The following is an 18261-nucleotide window of genomic DNA, read 5'->3' as shown; positions in this document are numbered from 1 at the left end:
GCAGTGGGTCGGGCAGTGTCGCGAGGGCGGGTGTGGTTTCTTGAATCATGGGGGTGAGGCCGTTTGCCTGGAGAAAGGTCCCTAGCAAACACCGGCCATTGATTCGATGTGCGGTACATATATACCGCACACCACAAAACTCTCTTGATTAAGATCTCCGGTACGTCTGCGCAAATGGCGGCGTGCAGTTTAAACTGCGCCTTTGCGACGCTATATGTCGCATTGCCGTAAACCCGGGAAAATCCGGGGTTTGCGCTATAAGAAGTTGTCGCTTGGCGGCAAGGCCGGGCTGAAAACTGTCCTTACAATCCCCCCATCGCTCGCCAGTTTCAGGCGGGTGTTCCTCTTCAGGAGACTCCGATGTCCGTTGAGCACGCTGCGGTACAACGCGCCGATTTCGACCAGGTAATGGTTCCCAACTACGCGCCTGCCGCTTTCATTCCGGTGCGTGGCGCCGGTTCCCGCGTCTGGGACCAGAGCGGTCGCGAGCTGATCGACTTCGCCGGCGGGATTGCCGTAAACGTATTGGGCCACGCGCATCCGGCGCTGGTCGGTGCCTTGACCGAGCAAGCGAACAAGCTGTGGCACGTGTCCAACGTGTTCACCAACGAGCCGGCCCTGCGCCTGGCGCACAAGCTGATCGATGCCACGTTCGCCGAGCGCGTGTTCTTCTGCAACTCCGGCGCTGAAGCCAACGAGGCCGCGTTCAAGCTGGCCCGTCGCGTGGCGTTCGACCGTTTTGGCAGCGAGAAGTACGAGATCATCGCCGCGCTCAACAGCTTCCACGGTCGTACCCTGTTCACCGTCAACGTCGGTGGCCAGTCGAAGTACTCCGACGGTTTCGGTCCGAAAATCACCGGCATCACTCACGTTCCTTACAACGATCTGGCCGCGTTGAAAGCGGCGGTTTCCGACAAGACCTGTGCGGTCGTGCTCGAACCGATCCAGGGCGAGGGCGGCGTACTGCCGGCCGAACTGGCTTACCTGCAAGGTGCCCGTGAACTGTGCGACGCGCACAACGCGCTGCTGGTGTTCGACGAAGTGCAGACCGGCATGGGCCGTACCGGCCACCTGTTCGCCTATCAGCATTACGGCGTGACCCCGGACATCCTGACCAGCGCCAAGAGCCTGGGCGGTGGTTTCCCGATCGCCGCGATGCTGACCACTGAAGCGCTGGCCAAACATCTGGTCGTCGGTACCCACGGCACTACTTACGGCGGCAACCCGCTGGCGTGCGCCGTCGCCGAAGCGGTGATCGACGTGATCAACACCCCTGAGGTGCTGAGCGGCGTCAACGCCAAGCACGACAAATTCAAGACCCGTCTGCAGCAGATCGGCGAGAAGTACGGCCTGTTCACTCAGGTGCGTGGCCTCGGTCTGTTGATCGGTTGTGTGCTGAGCGATGCCTGGAAAGGCAAGGCCAAGGACATCTTCAACGCCGCTGAAAAAGAAGGCCTCATGATTCTGCAGGCCGGCCCGGACGTGATCCGTTTCGCCCCGAGCCTGGTGGTGGAAGACGCCGACATCGACGCCGGTCTGGACCGCTTCGAACGCGCTGCAGCAGCACTGACGCAAGCCTGATAGAACCTTCGACGCCTGAGCTTCTCGGGCGTCGAACCCAATTTTGATACCGGGCGAGTTCCATTATGGGAGCGAGCCTGCTCGCGAAGACGGCGTGTCAGTCAACATTTTTGCTGACAGATAGATCGCTTTCGCGAGCAGGCTCGCTCCCACAATGTCCGGTGTTTTTTCTGTGATTTTTATAAGAGAAAGGAGTGACACCATGCTGGTGATGCGCCCTGCGCAAATGGCTGATCTGGGCGAGGTACAGCGTCTGGCTGCGGACAGTCCGATTGGTGTCACTTCCTTGCCGGATGACGTGGAACGTCTGAGCGACAAGATCGCTGCAAGCGAAGCCTCGTTCGCTGCCGAAGTGAGCTTCAACGGTGAAGAGAGCTACTTCTTCGTCCTCGAAGACACCGCCACCGGCAAACTGGTCGGCTGCTCGGCGATCGTTGCCTCGGCCGGTTACTCCGAGCCGTTCTACAGCTTCCGTAACGAGACCTTCGTCCACGCCTCCCGCGAGCTGAAGATCCACAACAAGATCCACGTGCTTTCGCAGTGCCACGACCTGACCGGCAACAGCTTGCTGACCAGTTTCTACGTGCAGCGCGAGCTGGTGGGGTCGCCGTGGGCCGAGCTCAACTCCCGTGGTCGCCTGCTGTTCGTCGCCAGCCACCCGGAGCGTTTCGCTGATTCGGTGGTGACCGAGATCGTCGGTTACAGCGACGAGAACGGCGACTCGCCATTCTGGGACGCAATCGGTCGCAACTTCTTCGACCTCAACTACGCCGAGGCCGAGCGCCTGTGTGGCCTGAAGAGTCGCACGTTCCTCGCCGAACTGATGCCGCATTACCCGATCTACGTGCCATTGCTGCCGGATTCCGCTCAAGAGGCGATGGGCCAGGTGCACCCGCGTGCGCAGATCACCTTCGACATCCTGATGCGCGAAGGCTTCGAGACCGATCACTACATCGACATTTTCGACGGTGGCCCGACCCTGCATGCGCGTGTTTCGGGGATCCGTTCGATCGCCCAGAGCCGCGTAGTGCCGGTGAAGATCGGCGAGCCGGTCAAAGGTGCCGGGCGCCAGTATCTGGTGGCCAACGCGCAGTTGCAGGATTACCGCGCGGTGCTGCTGGAACTGGATTACGCGCCGGGCAAACCGGTGACCCTGGATCTGGAAGCAGCCGAAGCCCTGGGCGTCGGTGAAGGTGCCAGCGTGCGCCTGGTGGCGGTTTAACGCCTTAGCGAGTTTCACGGGTGGCGAAGGCGGCCCGTTTGAGGAGATAGCATGATTGTTCGTCCCGTACGCAGCAGCGATTTATCCGCGCTGATCGACCTGGCCCGCAGCACCGGCACCGGCCTGACCACGTTGCCGGCCAACGAAGAACGCCTGACCCATCGGGTTGGCTGGGCCGAGAAGACCTTTCGCGGCGAAGCCGGCCGTGGCGATGCGGACTACCTGTTCGTGCTCGAAGACGACAACGGTCGCGTGGTGGGGATTTCCGCCATTGCCGGTGCCGTGGGCATGCGCGAGCCGTGGTACAACTTCCGCGTCGGTCTGACCGTCAGCGCCTCGCAAGAGCTGAACATCTATCGCGAGATTCCGACGTTGTTCCTCGCCAACGACCTGACCGGCAACTCCGAGCTGTGCTCGCTGTTCCTGCACGCCGATTACCGCAGCGGTCTGAACGGCCGCATGCTGTCCAAGGCGCGCATGCTGTTCATCGCCGAGTTCCCGGAACTGTTCGGCAACAAGATCATCGCCGAGATGCGCGGCGTCTCCGATGAAGCCGGTCGTTCGCCGTTCTGGGAGAGTCTGGGTCGGCACTTCTTCAAGATGGAATTCAGCCAGGCCGACTACCTGACCGGTGTTGGCAACAAGGCGTTCATTGCCGAACTGATGCCGAAATTCCCGCTGTACACCTGCTTCCTGTCGCCGGATGCGCGCAACGTCATCGGTCAGGTGCACCCCGACACTGAACCGGCGCTGGCGATGCTCAAGAGCGAAGGTTTCAGCTATCAGGGCTACGTCGACATCTTCGACGCCGGCCCGGCCATCGAGTGCGAAACCAGCAAGATCCGCGCAGTCCGCGACAGCGAAGCGCTGGTGCTGGCGATCGGTACACCGGGCGATGACGCCACGCCGTTCATCATCCACAACCGCAAGCGCGAAGATTGCCGCATCACTGCTGCGCCGGCCCGTCTGGCTGCGGGCACGCTGGTGGTCGATCCGCTGACCGCCAAACGTCTTCAACTCAACGCCGGCGATCAAGTGCGCGCCGTGGCGTTGTCTGCTGCTCGGGAGTCGAAATAATGAATTCGCTATACATCGCAGGTGAATGGCTGGCCGGTCAAGGCGAAGCCTTTCAGTCGCTGAACCCGGTGACCCAGCAAGTGCTGTGGTCGGGGGAGGGCGCCACTGCCGCTCAGGTCGAGTCGGCCGTGCAAGCGGCGCGTCAGGCTTTCCCGGGCTGGGCGCAGCGCTCGCTGGACGAGCGTATCAGCGTGCTCGAAGCTTTCGCTGCGGCACTGAAAAACCACAGCGACGAACTGGCCCGCACCATCGGTGAGGAAACCGGCAAGCCACTGTGGGAAGCCGCGACCGAAGTCACCAGCATGGTCAACAAGATCGCGATCTCGGTGCAAAGCTACCGCGAACGTACCGGCGAGAAGAGCGGCCCGCTGGGCGACGCCACCGCCGTGCTGCGCCACAAGCCACACGGTGTGGTCGCGGTGTTCGGCCCTTACAACTTCCCAGGCCACTTGCCGAACGGGCACATCGTGCCGGCGCTGCTGGCGGGTAACAGCGTGCTGTTCAAGCCAAGCGAGCTGACGCCAAAAGCTGCCGAGCTGACGGTCAAGTGCTGGATCGAAGCCGGTCTGCCGGCCGGCGTGTTGAACCTGCTACAAGGCGCTCGCGAAACCGGCATCGCGCTGGCGGCGAACCCGGGCATCGACGGTCTGTTCTTCACCGGTTCGAGCCGCACCGGCAATCATCTGCATCAGCAGTTTGCCGGGCGTCCGGACAAGATTCTTGCGCTGGAAATGGGCGGCAACAACCCGCTGGTGGTCGATCAGGTGGCTGACCTGGATGCAGCCGTCTACACGATCATTCAGTCGGCGTTCATCTCCGCCGGTCAGCGCTGCACGTGTGCGCGTCGTCTGCTGGTGCCGCAAGGTGCGTGGGGCGACAGCCTGCTAAAGCGTCTGGTGGAAGTCAGCGCGACCATCGAAGTCGGTGCGTTCGATCAGCAGCCGGCGCCGTTCATGGGATCGGTGATTTCCCTTGGCGCGGCGAAAGCGCTGATGGATGCCCAGCAACACCTGCTGGCCAATGGCGCGGTGTCGCTGCTGGCGATGACTCAGCCACAGGCGCAGTCGGCCTTGCTGACCCCGGGCATTCTTGATGTGACCGCCGTGGCCGAGCGCCCGGACGAAGAACTGTTCGGCCCGTTGCTGCAAGTGATCCGCTACGCCGATTTCGCTGCGGCGATCGCTGAGGCCAACGACACCGCTTATGGCTTGGCGGCTGGCTTGCTGTCGGATTCCGAAGATCGTTATCAGCAGTTCTGGCTGGAAAGCCGCGCCGGTATCGTCAACTGGAACAAACAGCTGACCGGTGCGGCGAGCAGCGCGCCGTTCGGCGGTGTTGGTGCTTCGGGCAACCACCGCGCCAGCGCCTACTACGCGGCGGATTACTGCGCGTACCCGGTGGCCTCGCTGGAAACGCCGAGCCTGACGCTGCCGTCGGCCCTGACGCCTGGCATCAAAATGGTGTGATGCCCATTCGCGAGCAGGCTCGCTCCCACAAGGGCGATGAGATCCCTGTGGGAGCGAGCCTGCTCGCGAAGGCCGCAACGCGGTCGCACTGAACAGTTAGTTACTGAAGCCTATAACAACAGATTCTCGTGGAGCCTCGCTGATGAAATCCTATGAAGTCAATTTTGACGGTCTAGTGGGGCCGACCCATAACTACGGCGGTCTGTCCTACGGCAACGTCGCGTCCCAGAGCAACAGCCAGCAATCCTCGAACCCGAAGGAAGCGGCGCTGCAAGGTCTGGCGAAAATGAAAGCGCTGATGGAAATGGGCTTTCAGCAAGGCGTGCTGGCGCCGCAGGAGCGTCCGGACGTGGCCGCGTTGCGCCGTCTGGGTTTCAGCGGCACCGACGCGCAAGTGATCGAGCGCGCCGCGAAGGAAGCCATGCCGTTGCTGGTCGCCAGTTGCTCGGCGTCAAGCATGTGGGTGGCCAACGCCGCCACCGTCAGCCCGAGTGCCGACACCGCTGACGGTCGCGTGCATTTCACCGCCGCCAACCTCAACTGCAAATACCACCGCAGCATCGAACACCCGACCACCAGCCGCGTGCTCGGTGCGATGTTCGCCGATCAGCAACACTTCGCCCACCACGCCGCGCTGCCGGCGGTGGCGCAGTTCGGTGACGAAGGTGCAGCCAACCACACGCGTTTCTGCCGTGAGTACGGCGAGGCCGGTGTCGAGTTCTTCGTGTTCGGGCGCAGCGCGTTCGACACCCGTTACCCGTCGCCTCAGAAGTACCCGGCGCGCCAGACTCTGGAAGCCTCGCAAGCGGTGGCCCGTCTGCACGGTCTGCGTGAGGAAGGCGTGGTTTACGCGCAGCAGAACCCGGCGGTGATCGACCAGGGCGTGTTCCACAACGACGTGATCGCGGTGGGTAACGGCGAGGTGCTGTTCTATCACGAGGACGCGTTCCTCGGCACCGAACAGATGCTGGCCGAGCTGCAGGGCAAACTGGCCAAGGTCGGCGGCCAGTTCCAGTCGGTCTGCGTGCCGCGTTCGGCGGTCACCGTCGACGACGCGGTGCGCTCCTACCTGTTCAACAGCCAGTTGCTGTCGCGTCCTGATGGCTCGATGCTGCTGATCGTGCCGGAAGAATGCCGTGGCAACGAGCGCGTGTGGAACTACCTGCAAGGTCTGACCAGCTCCGGCGGGCTGATCCGCGAAGTCAAAGTCTTCGACCTCAAGCAGAGCATGCAGAACGGCGGTGGCCCGGCGTGCCTGCGACTGCGCGTCGCGCTCAACGAAACCGAGCTGGCAGCCGTCAACCCAGGGGTTATCATGACGGCCCCGTTGTACGGTTCGTTGACCGCATGGGTTGAAAAGCACTACCGCGACCGCCTGAGCGAAACCGATCTGGCGGACCCGCAGTTGCTGCTTGAATGCCGGACGGCACTGGATGAACTGACGCAAATCCTTAAACTGGGCGCGGTTTATCCATTCCAGATCAATTGATGGCCGGCGCGTCGCCTGAACGCGACGCGCGGCTTGTCTACCCAAGAGAGTAAAAACATGAGCGATTCCCTGCAGCTGATCCTTGAAGACACCGACGGCACGCAACTGCAAACCTCCTGCACCCGCGTCGCGGTCATGTGGCAAGGCAAAGAGCTGTGGATTCAGCAGGACGGCCGTGGCCAACTGCTGATCGGCGTGGACGTCGAGGAAGGTGACGAAGAGTACGCCAACCTGCTGCTGCGCCCATTGGCAACTAATCTGGTAAGTCTGCAACTGGAAATGGAACCGGCTGAAGTCGGTGACGAAGACCACGTGCACGGCCCGGATTGCAATCACGATCACTAAGGAAACCGCTCTATGCTCGCCCTCGGCAAACTGCTTGAACTGACCCTCGCCGGCCGCGAACCGGCGGAGAAGACTCAACTGACTGTCGAAGGCGTGCGCATGCGCTGGTTGAGCGAGGGTGCGCTGGAAGTCCGGCCGCCCGAAGCGCGCGACAATGGCCTGGACCTGCTGCTGTCGGCAGGCATCCACGGCAATGAAACAGCGCCGATCGAGTTGCTCGATCGGCTGCTGCATGACATCGCTCGCGGCGATCTGAAGCCGCGTGCACGCATTCTGTTCCTGTTCGGCAACCCGGAAGCGATTCGCAAGGGCGAGCGCTTCGTCGAGCAGGACGTCAATCGGCTGTTCAACGGCCGTCATGAACAAACCAGCGGTTCCGAAGCCATCCGCGCCTGCGAGCTGGAACGGCTGGCGGCGAGCTTCTTCAGCCTGGCGGATCGTCAGCGTCTGCACTACGACCTGCACACCGCCATTCGTGGTTCGAAGATCGAGCAGTTCGCCCTGTACCCGTGGAAAGAAGGGCGCCAGCATTCGCGCCGCGAACTGGCGCGCCTGCGTGCCGCCGGGATGGAAGCGGTGCTGCTGCAGAACAAACCGTCGATCGTCTTCAGTTCCTACACCTACGACAAGCTCGGCGCCGAGGCTTTCACCCTGGAGCTGGGCAAGGCACGGCCGTTCGGGCAGAACGAAGGGGTGGATGTTTCACGTCTGGAAACTCGTCTGAAGCAGATCATCGAAGGCAATGAGCCGGACCTGGCCGCGGAGGGACTGGATGGTTTGCAGCTGTTTAGCGTCGCCCGGGAAATCATCAAGCACAGCGATGCGTTCCGCCTGAACCTGCCGGCGGACATCGAGAACTTTTCTGAATTGGATGTGGGCTATGTGCTGGCCGAAGATCTGGCCAATACCCGCTGGGTCATTGAGGAGGAGGGCGCGCGGATCATCTTCCCTAATCCCAAGGTCAAGAACGGCTTGCGCGCGGGCATCCTGATCGTGCCAGCCACTGACGAAAATCTCGCCTGACAAAAATCCCTGTAGGAGCTGCCGAAGGCTGCGATCTTTTGATCTTGTTTTTAGAAGATCAAAAGATCGCAGCCTCGTTTCACTCGACAGCTCCTACAGGTTTTGCATTTGGATCAGACCGCTACAGCACGCGGCTCTGTGCGACGCAGCGCACGAACCTTCTGCAGCGTATCCGCGCAAGTCCGCGCCGCTTCCTGGCCCTTGTGCACGAAATGCTCGAAGAAGAATTTCTGATGTTCTTCACCGGCATGGAAGTGGTGCGGGGTCAGGGACACCGAGAACACAGGCACTTCGGTTTCCAGTTGCACTTGCATCAGGCCGCTGACCACTGACTGGGCAACGAATTCGTGACGATAGATGCCGCCGTCCACCACCAGAGCGGCCGCGACGATGCCGGCATAGCGACCGGTCTTGGCCAGCAACTTGGCGTGCAGGGGCATTTCAAAGGCGCCGCCGACTTCGAAGAAGTCGATGTCCGATTCCTGATAACCCTGAGCGAGCATTTCGGCGACGAAGCCCTTACGGCTCTGATCGACGATTTCCTTGTGCCAGCAGGCCTGGATGAACGCGACGCGCTCGCCGTGAGGGTGTTTGGTTTTGCTGTCAATAGCGGTGGGTTGCATGTTCTGACTCCTGTTTGTGTGAAAAACAGGGCGTTATGAATCGAAAGGGATTCAAGGGTACGCGCGAGCACAGCAGTGCGCAGGCGGCCCTTTGGCGTCAATCCCGTTCTCTCTTCATCCGGACTATGACCGTCGGCCCCGGAATCACACCGGGTCTGCTGACCTTGTCGCCGATCACAGCCTTTGCCGTGTTGGTCGCCAAGCGCTCGCGGGCTATGCGCATTGCGCGCAATTACCGCCGGTGGGGAATTGCACCCCGCCCTGAGAACGTTTTTGCCGCCCTTTGTCGGGCGGCGCAGCGTTTTTATCACATATTTTCCGGCCCTGCACAGAACCTGTGGGAGCGAGCCTGCTCGCGAAAGCAATGTGTCAGTCAGCAGATGTGTCACTGACAGACCGCTTTCGCGAGCAGGCTCGCTCCCACATTGGGTTGCGTCCTTTCAAGAAGTAATGTGCTTTTTCTCGTTCAAGGGTTGATTAATCGGCGCCATGACCGCAGTAATTCATCTTCGAAAAGGGATTTCCCCTGCTGACCAGAGGCCAAGTTCATGAGCGTTATCGATCTTCGCAGCGACACCGTCACCCAACCGACTCCTGCCATGCTCGACGCGATGACGGCGGCGGCTACCGGTGACGATGTGTACGGCGAAGATCCGACGGTCAATCGTCTGGAGGCGGAACTGGCAAAGCGCCTGGGGTTCGCTGCGGCGCTGTTCGTGCCGACCGGCACCATGAGCAATCTGCTGGGCCTGATGGCGCACTGCGAACGTGGCGACGAATACATCGTCGGCCAGCAGGCGCACACCTATAAGTACGAGGGCGGCGGCGCGGCGGTGCTCGGTTCGATCCAGCCACAGCCGCTGGAAGTGCAGGCCGACGGTTCGCTGGATCTAGCTCACGTAGCGGCCGCGATCAAGCCGGATGACTTCCACTTCGCCCGTACCCGGCTGCTGGCGCTGGAAAACACCATGCAGGGCAAAGTGTTACCGTTGGAGTATCTGGCCCGCGCGCGCCAATTCACGCGGGAGCACGGTCTGGCCCTGCATCTGGACGGCGCGCGGCTGTACAACGCGGCAGTCAAGCTTGGGGTGGATGCCCGCGAGATCACGCAACATTTCGATTCGGTGTCGGTGTGCCTGTCCAAAGGCCTCGGCGCGCCGGTTGGTTCGGTGCTGTGTGGCACTGAGCAACTGATCGGCAAGGCCCGCCGCCTGCGCAAAATGGTCGGCGGCGGCATGCGTCAGGCCGGGTTGCTGGCAGCGGCGGGGCTGTATGCGCTGGATCACCACGTTGAGCGCCTGGCGGATGACCATGCCAACGCCCTGTTTTTGGCCGAAGGCTTGCGCGAGGCCGGGTTCAGCGTCGAGCCGGTGCAGACCAACATGGTCTACGTGCAAATGGGCGATCAGGCCGAAGCGCTCAAGGCGTTTGCCGCCGAACGCGGGATCAAGTTGAGCGCCGCTGCGCGCTTGCGCATGGTCACGCACATGGACGTCAATCGCTCGCAAATCGAGCAAGTGATCGCGACATTCGTCGAGTTTTCGCGCAAGTGACAGCGTTAGCCGTCCAATTGACCGTTACTATCGTATAAACACGCTGTACCCCGCGCGAAGGGCCGATATAATGCGGCCCTTTGCCGTCGTTTCGTCTGTTGACGTTTCGTACAGGCCTTTGGCCGCAGCCTCCGTGGAAGAACCTAATGAAAAGCGCAGAAATCCGTGAAGCCTTCCTTCGCTTCTTCGAAGAGCAAGGCCACACCCGTGTAGCCTCCAGCTCTTTGATTCCGGGCAACGACCCAACCCTGCTGTTCACCAACGCGGGGATGAACCAGTTCAAGGACTGCTTCCTGGGCCAGGAAAAGCGCGCGTACACCCGCGCAACCAGCAGCCAGAAGTGCGTGCGTGCCGGTGGCAAGAACAGCGACCTGGAAAACGTCGGTTATACCGCTCGTCACCACACCTTCTTCGAAATGCTCGGTAACTTCAGCTTCGGTGACTATTTCAAGCACGACGCGATTACCTTCGCCTGGACCTTCCTGACCGGCGTCCTGAAACTGCCGAAGGAAAAACTCTGGGTCACCGTCTACGCCTCCGATGACGAAGCGTATGACATCTGGACCAAAGAAATCGGCGTGCCGGTCGAGCGCATGATCCGTATCGGCGACAACAAAGGCGCGCCTTACGCCTCCGACAACTTCTGGACCATGGGCGATACCGGCCCGTGCGGCCCGTGCACCGAGATTTTCTACGATCACGGCGACCATATCTGGGGCGGCCCACCGGGTTCGCCGGAAGAAGACGGCGACCGTTACATCGAGATCTGGAACAACGTGTTCATGCAGTTCAACCGCACCGCCGATGGCGTGTTGCATCCGTTGCCAGCGCCGTCGGTCGACACCGGCATGGGCCTGGAGCGGATCAGTGCGGTGATGCAGCACGTCAATTCCAACTACGACATCGACCTGTTCAAGAACCTGCTCAAAGCCTCGGCCGAAGCGATCGGCTGCGAAAATGGCGATCAGTCGTCGCTCAAAGTGGTGTCCGACCACATCCGTTCGTGCGGTTTCCTGATCGCCGACGGCGTGCTGCCGTCCAACGAAGGCCGTGGCTACGTGCTGCGCCGGATCATTCGTCGTGCCTGCCGTCACGGCAACAAGCTGGGCGCCACCGGCAGCTTCTTCTACAAGATCGTCGCGGCGCTGGTCGCCGAGATGGGCGAAGCCTTCCCGGAACTGAAGAAGCAGCAGAGCAATATCGAGCGCGTACTCAAGGCCGAAGAAGAGCAGTTCTCCAAGACTCTGGAGCACGGCCTGAAGATCCTCGAGCAGGATCTGCTGGAACTCAAAGGCACCGTGGTGCCGGGCGACGTGGTGTTCAAACTCTACGACACCTACGGTTTCCCGATGGACCTGACGGCCGACATCGCTCGCGAGCGCGGCCTGACGGTCGACGAAGTCGGCTTCGAGCGTGAAATGGAAGCCCAGCGGGTTCGTGCGCGTTCGGCCAGCTCGTTCGGTCTGGACTACAACACCCTGGTCAAGGTTGACGTGGCCACCGAGTTCACCGGTTACAAAGACACCAGCGGTTCGGCAAAAATCATCGCTATCTATAAAGATGGCCAGTCGGTCGACGTCTTGAGTGAAGGCGAAGAGGCGGTGATCGTGCTGAACCAGACGCCGTTCTACGCCGAATCCGGCGGCCAGATCGGCGACTGCGGTTTCCTTCAGGCGGGTAACGCGCGTTTCGACGTCCGTGACACCACCAAGACCGGCGGCGCCTTCCTGCATCACGGCGTGCTGGATTCCGGCAGCCTGACCATCGGCGCGCCAGTGGAAACCCATGTCGATGCCGAGGTGCGTCACGCGACTTCGTTGAACCACTCCGCGACTCACTTGCTGCACGCTGCATTGCGTCAGGTGTTGGGCGAGCACGTTCAGCAGAAGGGTTCGTTGGTGGATAGCCAGCGTCTGCGCTTTGACTTCAGCCACTTTGAAGCGATCAAGCCAGAGCAGATCAAAGCGCTGGAAGACATCGTCAACGCCGAGATCCGCAAGAACTCCGCGGTTGAAACCGAAGAGACCGACATCGAAACCGCCAAGCAGAAAGGCGCGATGGCGCTGTTCGGCGAGAAGTATGGCGACAACGTGCGCGTGCTGAGCATGGGCGGCGATTTTTCCGTCGAGCTGTGTGGCGGTATCCACGCCAACCGTACCGGCGACATCGGCCTGCTGAAAATCATCAGCGAAGGCGGTGTGGCATCGGGTGTGCGTCGTATCGAGGCAGTCACCGGTGCTGCGGCACTGGCCTACTTGAACGCTGCAGAAGAACAACTCAAGGAAGCGGCCAACCTGGTCAAGGGCAGCCGCGACAATCTGATCGACAAGCTGTCGGCCGTGCTGGAGCGTAACCGCGCGCTGGAAAAGCAACTCGAGCAGTTGCAGGCCAAGGCCGCCAGCGCCGCGGGCGACGATCTGTCGAACTCGGCAGTCGACGTCAAAGGCGTGAAGGTTCTGGCCGCACGTCTGGATGGTCAGGACGGCAAGGCGCTGCTGGCGCTGGTTGATCAGCTGAAAAACAAACTCGGCCGCGCAGTGATCCTGCTCGGCAGTGTCCATGAGGAAAAGGTCGTACTGGTTGCAGGCGTAACCAAAGACCTGACTGGCCAACTCAAAGCCGGTGATTTGATGAAACAGGCTGCTGCGGCAGTGGGCGGGAAGGGCGGTGGTCGTCCGGACATGGCGCAGGGCGGCGGTGTCGACGCCGGCGCACTGGATGGCGCACTGGCGCTGACCGTTCCATTCGTCGAGCAGGGTTTATAAGACGGTCCGTCGGGCCCGCAGTCTAGTGGCGGGCCCGGCGGCTGTTCGAGTGTTTATTGGGCGCCCTTCATGGGCAGAGGCGGCTTTGAAATGGCTTTGATCGTACAGAAATTTGGAGGCACCTCGGTCGGCACTGTCGAGAGAATCGAGCAGGTCGCCGACAAGGTTAAGAAATTCCGCGATGCCGGCGATGACCTGGTGGTTGTGCTGTCTGCAATGAGCGGCGAAACCAACCGTCTGATCGATCTGGCCAAGCAAATCAGTGGTGACGTGCAACCGGTTCCGCGTGAACTGGACGTGATCGTTTCCACCGGTGAGCAGGTGACGATTGCCCTGTTGGCCATGGCGCTGATCAAGCGCGGTGTGCCGGCGGTGTCGTACACCGGTAATCAGGTGCGGATCCTGACGGACAGTGCGCACAATAAAGCGCGTATCTTGCAGATTGATGACCAGAAGATTCGTGGTGATCTGAAAGCAGGTCGCGTGGTGGTTGTCGCCGGTTTCCAGGGCGTCGACGAGCACGGCAACATCACCACCCTCGGCCGTGGCGGTTCCGACACCACGGGCGTGGCACTGGCGGCTGCATTGAAGGCTGATGAATGCCAGATCTACACCGACGTCGATGGTGTCTACACCACTGACCCGCGCGTGGTGCCGGTCGCTCAGCGTCTGGACAAGATCACCTTCGAAGAGATGCTGGAAATGGCCAGCCTCGGTTCCAAGGTGCTGCAGATCCGTGCGGTGGAATTCGCCGGCAAGTACAACGTTCCGCTGCGCGTACTGCACAGCTTCAAGGAGGGTCCGGGCACCCTCATTACTATTGATGAAGAGGAAACCATGGAACAGCCGATCATTTCCGGCATCGCTTTCAACCGCGATGAAGCCAAGCTGACCATCCGTGGCGTGCCAGACACCCCGGGCGTGGCGTTCAAGATTCTCGGCCCGATCAGTGCCGCGAACATCGAAGTCGACATGATCGTGCAGAACGTCGCGCACGATAACACCACCGACTTCACCTTCACCGTGCACCGCAACGACTACCAGGCCGCACAGACCGTGCTGGAAAACACCGCTCGCGAGATCGGTGCCCGGGAAGTGGTGGGCGACACCAAGATTGCCAAGGTCTCGATCGTCGGCGTCGGCATGCGTTCCCACGCAGGCGTGGCCAGCCGCATGTTCGAATCCCTGGCCAAGGAAAGCATCAACATCCAGATGATCTCGACGTCGGAAATCAAGGTTTCCGTGGTGATCGAAGAGAAGTATCTGGAACTGGCCGTGCGCGCCCTGCACACGGCTTTCGAACTGGATGCGCCGGCCCGTCAGGGCGAGTAATCCGGTCACCTGAAGGGCGCGGTCTGACCGCGCCCTTTATTTTTTGAATGGCGCGAGCCCTGAACTGTTCTTTTGCTCGCGCTGGTCAATACTCAGGCATGTAGGGCTACGATCGCTCCGGTTGTAGGTCGGGTGCCTTTTTTTTGCAGACTGTTGTCCCTGAAATGAAATGCGTGAGGAGAAAGGTATGCTGATTCTGACTCGTCGGTGCGCAGAAAGCCTGATTATCGGTGATGGCGAAATCACCGTGACCGTGCTCGGCGTCAAAGGAAATCAAGTGCGCATCGGTGTCAACGCCCCGAAAGAGGTTGCCGTGCACCGTGAGGAAATTTACCTGCGTATAAAGAAAGAGAAGGACGAAGAACCAAGCCATTAATTTTTATCGATTTTTATGTTTGCAAACGGGGAAGAAGGTGGTTAATATACGCCCCGTGTTGCGGAGAGCTGGCCGAGTGGCCGAAGGCGCTCCCCTGCTAAGGGAGTACACCTCAAAAGGGTGTCGGGGGTTCGAATCCCCCGTTCTCCGCCATTATTTTCTTAGTACGTTGTAATCTGGCTTTTTCTGTAAGTTGTTGAATTTATTAGAAAAAGTGGTTGGAATAGAGATTAGACGGGCTATAATGCGGCGCAACAAATGCACTCGTAGCTCAGCTGGATAGAGTACTCGGCTACGAACCGAGCGGTCACAGGTTCGAATCCTGTCGAGTGCACCATTTAAGAGTTGTTTATAGCAATATAAAGAACTCGGCTTCAGCCAGTTGTGGTCTGGTTTAAAAACACAAATGCACTCGTAGCTCAGCTGGATAGAGTACTCGGCTACGAACCGAGCGGTCACAGGTTCGAATCCTGTCGAGTGCACCATTTAAGAGTCGTTTGTAGCAATACAGGCAGCTTGGCTTCAACCAGTTGTGATCTGGTCTAAAAACACAAAATGCACTCGTAGCTCAGCTGGATAGAGTACTCGGCTACGAACCGAGCGGTCACAGGTTCGAATCCTGTCGAGTGCACCATATTCAAGAAGCCCGCGTTTAACGCGGGCTTTTTGTTGTCTGCGATTTGGCTTTTCCTTTCACGCATCCTTTCTCGTCAAAATCGACTTGAGCACTGCGGCCTCGTTTCAGGTCATAGCGATAGCTCGTCGTCGACGTTCGAATGTTCACCTTGTCCGGTTTGCCGAGAGCGCTCTCGACATCCTGCTGGCTCATGCCGGCAATCACTCGTTGATTGATGATCGCTGCACGGCGCTGCCTGGCATCGATCAGGTTTCCACATTTATCCTCCAGGCGGCCAACGATGCCCGGTTCACGTCCCCTGATTGTCATACCGGATATTTCCTCGTGGTTGTGTTCCGGCATGATCGGTACGACGGACCCGGGCGAGTAAGGGTGAACTTGCTGCACCGAGCGCTGCTCGTCGTTCGCACAACTCATGGTGGTGAAGGTGATACCGCCGTCGGACGCTTCGCAACGGTGAAGGGTGGTGGCGGCCCCGGCGGGCGGCAGGCAGAGCAGGCTGGCGACTACAAAACGGGATGTTCTGGATAGCATTCGACGTCCTCCATGACGGTCTACGCTCAAGGGTAGTCGCTACATTTTTCAATGCCGGTGTGTTTTCTTTTCAAGATGAGTCGTCGCATCTGCACGGGTCAGGACAGTGCTCAGCTTTGTCGCGCAAGCACTTGTTTCGACCGCGATTTTTTAACGTTTAAAACCGTCAGGCGGTGTATCATTGCGCCCGTCAGCCCCGCCGGGGCTTATGGAAAACCTCCATGGACTTACCCAGTAGTTACTCAGTAGCCCGTTTCACCAATCATGAATTGACTGATTGATCCTTCCGGCGTGCCCCGCTGCTGGGAGTGGAGTTCGCCTATGTCCGAAATCGAAGTAAAGAAAACCCAGGAAAGCCTGCAGGATCGCCTGGCTCAGGTCGTTGAGCTGCTGCAGCGCCAGAAGGTCGTCGAAGACCTGACTCATCGCCAGGAAGGCGCGCATCACGACCGGGTCGAGAACCTGGTTCACCGGCAGAATCTCGTCGAGCTGCAACGCAAACTCGATGATCTGCACTCCGCCGACGTTGCCTACATCCTTGAAGCCTTGCCGCTGGACGACCGTCTGACGCTCTGGCAACTGGTCAAGGCTGATCGCGACGGCGACATTCTTCTCGAAGTATCCGATTCCGTTCGTGAAACGCTGATCGCCGACATGGACGATCATGAGCTCCTGGCTGCGGCCAAGGACATGGATGCGGACGAACTTGCTGACCTGGCCTCCGAGCTGCCGCGAGACGTCGTCCATGAGCTGATGGAGACGCTCGACCAGCAGCAACGCGAGCGCGTGCGTTCGGCCCTGTCCTATGACGAGGAGCAGGTCGGTGCGCTGATGGACTTCGAGATGGTGACCATCCGTGAGGATGTCAGCCTTGAAGTGGTTCTGCGTTACCTGCGTCGGCTCAAAGAGCTGCCGGGCCACACCGACAAACTGTTCGTGGTCGATTACGACGGCGTGCTCAAGGGCGTACTGCCGATCAAGCGTCTGCTGGTCAACGACCCGGAGAAACAGGTTGCTGAAGTCATGGCCAGCGATCCGGTGAGTTTTCACCCGGACGAAGACGCCTATGACGCGGCTCAGGCGTTCGAGCGTTACGACTTGATCTCGGCCCCGGTGGTCGACAAGAACGGCAAGCTGATCGGCCGTCTGACCATCGACGAAATGGTCGACCTGATTCGTGAAGAGAGCGAAAGCGAAGTCCTCAACATGGCGGGTCTGCGCGAAGAGGAAGACATCTTCGCCTCCGTCTGGAAATCCCTGCGCAACCGTTGGGCGTGGCTGGCAATCAACCTGATCACTGCCTTTGTCGCATCGCGGGTGATCGGTCTGTTCGAAGGCTCGATCGAGAAGCTGGTGGCGCTGGCGGCGCTGATGCCGATCGTGGCGGGTATCGGCGGCAACTCCGGTAACCAGACGATCACCATGATCGTGCGTGCCATGGCGCTCGACCAGGTCAGCACCGGCAACACCTCGCGTCTGATGCGCAAGGAGTTGGCGGTGGCGTTGATCAACGGTCTGGTCTGGGGCGGGGTGATCGGTGTGGTCGCCTACCTGCTTTACGGCAGTTGGTCGCTGGGCGTGGTGATGACGGCGGCGATGACCCTCAACCTGCTGCTCGCGGCGCTGATGGGGGTGTTGATCCCGATGACGCTGGCCAAAATGGGTCGCGACCCGGCGATGGGCGCCAGTGTGATGATCACGGCCATGACCGACAGCGGTGGCTTCTTCATCTTCCTGGGGCTGGCGACGATCTTCCTGCTCTGATTCTCTGCAATGCAAAAGCCCGCCAATTGGCGGGCTTTTTTGTGCCTGTGTATTTAATTGTGGTGAGGGTCAGATTTCAGGCAAAAAAAAGCCAGCACTTAAGCTGGCTTGAGATGTTCGGTACAGCTCAGGACGCGTCTGCGGCCATCTCGGCGTCGTGAGCGATCAGCGACACCAGAGCGTTCTGTTGACGGTGCGACAGCTGACGGAAGCGTTGCAGCAGCTCACGCTCGTGCAGCGAAAGCTCCGGGCTGTCCAGGCGCATGCTCAGCTCTTCGCCCAGTGCGCCTTCCTGAATAAGACTCTGCTCAAGGCGCGCAATGATTTCGGAGTTCATGCTGCGATGATGATTGCGAGCCACCTCGGCAATGCGTTCACGCATCCCGTCTGGCAGACGTACGACGAACTTGTCAGCCGTACGGCTGGAATAAATTGCCTGTTTCAATGGGCGCATATATTTAACCGGTTAGTTCA

Annotated in this window: 15 protein-coding genes, 4 tRNA genes and 1 riboswitch; of the genes, 16 read left to right on the top strand and 3 right to left on the bottom strand. The window is 60.1% G+C overall.

The features are described from left to right. The first annotated feature begins 360 nt into the window (after positions 1–360). The 7 genes from LOY52_RS19975 to astE all read left to right on the top strand — a co-directional run bounded on the left by LOY52_RS19975 (position 361) and on the right by astE (position 8203). Positions 361–1581, top strand: a complete 1221-nt coding sequence (locus LOY52_RS19975) for an aspartate aminotransferase family protein (protein ID WP_097085830.1) — start codon at positions 361–363, stop codon at positions 1579–1581. Between the two features lie 202 nt (positions 1582–1783). Beyond that, on the top strand, positions 1784–2803 hold the full coding sequence (aruF, locus tag LOY52_RS19970; protein ID WP_025112905.1) for an arginine/ornithine succinyltransferase subunit alpha: 1020 nt from the start codon (positions 1784–1786) through the stop codon (positions 2801–2803). Positions 2804–2854: 51 nt separating this feature from the next. Continuing rightward, a complete protein-coding gene (gene astA, locus LOY52_RS19965; protein WP_007963095.1) occupies positions 2855–3880 on the top strand; it encodes an arginine N-succinyltransferase in 1026 nt (341 codons plus the stop codon). Next, entirely contained in the window at positions 3877–5346 is a 1470-nt protein-coding gene (gene astD / locus LOY52_RS19960; protein WP_258679941.1) for a succinylglutamate-semialdehyde dehydrogenase, read from the top strand. Before astA ends, astD begins: the two co-directional genes overlap by 4 nt. A gap of 142 nt (positions 5347–5488) precedes the next feature. Further along, complete coding sequence (astB, locus tag LOY52_RS19955) at positions 5489–6835, top strand: N-succinylarginine dihydrolase (protein WP_258675715.1); 1347 nt, start codon at positions 5489–5491, stop codon at positions 6833–6835. Between the two features lie 57 nt (positions 6836–6892). Beyond that, positions 6893–7180: a hypothetical protein gene (locus LOY52_RS19950; RefSeq protein ID WP_007963090.1), complete on the top strand. Its 288-nt coding sequence runs from the start codon at positions 6893–6895 to the stop codon at positions 7178–7180. A gap of 12 nt (positions 7181–7192) precedes the next feature. Then, on the top strand, positions 7193–8203 hold the full coding sequence (gene astE / locus LOY52_RS19945) for a succinylglutamate desuccinylase (RefSeq protein WP_258675714.1): 1011 nt from the start codon (positions 7193–7195) through the stop codon (positions 8201–8203). 113 nt (positions 8204–8316) lie between these two features. On the opposite strand, the gene LOY52_RS19940 is transcribed toward astE, so the two are convergent. Then, a complete protein-coding gene (locus LOY52_RS19940) occupies positions 8317–8826 on the bottom strand; it encodes a 6,7-dimethyl-8-ribityllumazine synthase (RefSeq protein WP_003227266.1) in 510 nt (169 codons plus the stop codon). 101 nt (positions 8827–8927) lie between these two features. Further along, positions 8928–9099: riboswitch (FMN riboswitch) on the bottom strand. 275 nt (positions 9100–9374) lie between these two features. Between LOY52_RS19940 and ltaE the strand changes: the two genes are divergently transcribed. From ltaE to LOY52_RS19900, 8 genes are all read left to right on the top strand, one after another. Continuing rightward, positions 9375–10379 carry a low-specificity L-threonine aldolase gene (gene ltaE, locus LOY52_RS19935; protein WP_258675713.1) on the top strand — a complete coding sequence of 335 codons (1005 nt, stop codon included), beginning with the start codon at positions 9375–9377 and terminating at the stop codon, positions 10377–10379. A gap of 146 nt (positions 10380–10525) precedes the next feature. Then, a complete protein-coding gene (gene alaS / locus LOY52_RS19930) occupies positions 10526–13144 on the top strand; it encodes an alanine--tRNA ligase (RefSeq protein WP_258675712.1) in 2619 nt (872 codons plus the stop codon). Between the two features lie 90 nt (positions 13145–13234). Beyond that, positions 13235–14476 carry an aspartate kinase gene (locus LOY52_RS19925; protein ID WP_025112914.1) on the top strand — a complete coding sequence of 414 codons (1242 nt, stop codon included), beginning with the start codon at positions 13235–13237 and terminating at the stop codon, positions 14474–14476. Positions 14477–14663: 187 nt separating this feature from the next. Next, a complete protein-coding gene (csrA, locus tag LOY52_RS19920; protein WP_002554426.1) occupies positions 14664–14852 on the top strand; it encodes a carbon storage regulator CsrA in 189 nt (62 codons plus the stop codon). A 62-nt stretch (positions 14853–14914) separates the two neighbouring features. Continuing rightward, positions 14915–15005, top strand: a tRNA-Ser gene (locus tag LOY52_RS19915). Positions 15006–15112: 107 nt separating this feature from the next. Then, positions 15113–15189, top strand: a tRNA-Arg gene (locus LOY52_RS19910). Positions 15190–15260: 71 nt separating this feature from the next. Beyond that, positions 15261–15337: transfer RNA gene (locus tag LOY52_RS19905), tRNA-Arg, on the top strand. A gap of 72 nt (positions 15338–15409) precedes the next feature. Then, positions 15410–15486, top strand: a tRNA-Arg gene (locus LOY52_RS19900). A gap of 18 nt (positions 15487–15504) precedes the next feature. Here LOY52_RS19900 and LOY52_RS19895 read toward each other — a convergent pair. After that, positions 15505–16023, bottom strand: a complete 519-nt coding sequence (locus LOY52_RS19895; protein ID WP_258675711.1) for a cell envelope protein SmpA — start codon at positions 16021–16023, stop codon at positions 15505–15507. A 321-nt stretch (positions 16024–16344) separates the two neighbouring features. Here LOY52_RS19895 and mgtE point away from each other — a divergent pair, with 321 nt between their 5' ends. Beyond that, complete coding sequence (gene mgtE / locus LOY52_RS19890; protein ID WP_007963078.1) at positions 16345–17787, top strand: magnesium transporter; 1443 nt, start codon at positions 16345–16347, stop codon at positions 17785–17787. Positions 17788–17914: 127 nt separating this feature from the next. Here mgtE and LOY52_RS19885 read toward each other — a convergent pair whose 3' ends face one another. Next, positions 17915–18241, bottom strand: coding sequence for an Arc family DNA-binding protein (locus LOY52_RS19885; protein WP_003178899.1), 327 nt, complete (start codon positions 18239–18241; stop codon positions 17915–17917). Positions 18242–18261 lie beyond the last annotated feature (20 nt).

Origin of the sequence: Pseudomonas sp. B21-051 (assembly GCF_024748795.1) — a bacterium.
GTDB lineage: Bacteria > Pseudomonadota > Gammaproteobacteria > Pseudomonadales > Pseudomonadaceae > Aquipseudomonas > Aquipseudomonas putida_A.
The sequence above is the reverse complement of the archived record's forward strand: the minus strand, read 5'-3'. Positions and strand labels throughout refer to the sequence as shown.

Coding starts and splice junctions, on each gene's coding strand:
- LOY52_RS19975 (WP_097085830.1), top strand. CDS start 361: ATGTCCGTTGAGCACGCTGCGGTACAACGCGCCGATTTCGACCAGGTA.
- aruF (WP_025112905.1), top strand. CDS start 1,784: ATGCTGGTGATGCGCCCTGCGCAAATGGCTGATCTGGGCGAGGTACAG.
- astA (WP_007963095.1), top strand. CDS start 2,855: ATGATTGTTCGTCCCGTACGCAGCAGCGATTTATCCGCGCTGATCGAC.
- astB (WP_258675715.1), top strand. CDS start 5,489: ATGAAATCCTATGAAGTCAATTTTGACGGTCTAGTGGGGCCGACCCAT.
- LOY52_RS19950 (WP_007963090.1), top strand. CDS start 6,893: ATGAGCGATTCCCTGCAGCTGATCCTTGAAGACACCGACGGCACGCAA.
- astE (WP_258675714.1), top strand. CDS start 7,193: ATGCTCGCCCTCGGCAAACTGCTTGAACTGACCCTCGCCGGCCGCGAA.
- LOY52_RS19940 (WP_003227266.1), bottom strand. CDS start 8,826: ATGCAACCCACCGCTATTGACAGCAAAACCAAACACCCTCACGGCGAG.
- ltaE (WP_258675713.1), top strand. CDS start 9,375: ATGAGCGTTATCGATCTTCGCAGCGACACCGTCACCCAACCGACTCCT.
- alaS (WP_258675712.1), top strand. CDS start 10,526: ATGAAAAGCGCAGAAATCCGTGAAGCCTTCCTTCGCTTCTTCGAAGAG.
- LOY52_RS19925 (WP_025112914.1), top strand. CDS start 13,235: ATGGCTTTGATCGTACAGAAATTTGGAGGCACCTCGGTCGGCACTGTC.
- csrA (WP_002554426.1), top strand. CDS start 14,664: ATGCTGATTCTGACTCGTCGGTGCGCAGAAAGCCTGATTATCGGTGAT.
- LOY52_RS19895 (WP_258675711.1), bottom strand. CDS start 16,023: ATGCTATCCAGAACATCCCGTTTTGTAGTCGCCAGCCTGCTCTGCCTG.
- mgtE (WP_007963078.1), top strand. CDS start 16,345: ATGTCCGAAATCGAAGTAAAGAAAACCCAGGAAAGCCTGCAGGATCGC.
- LOY52_RS19885 (WP_003178899.1), bottom strand. CDS start 18,241: ATGCGCCCATTGAAACAGGCAATTTATTCCAGCCGTACGGCTGACAAG.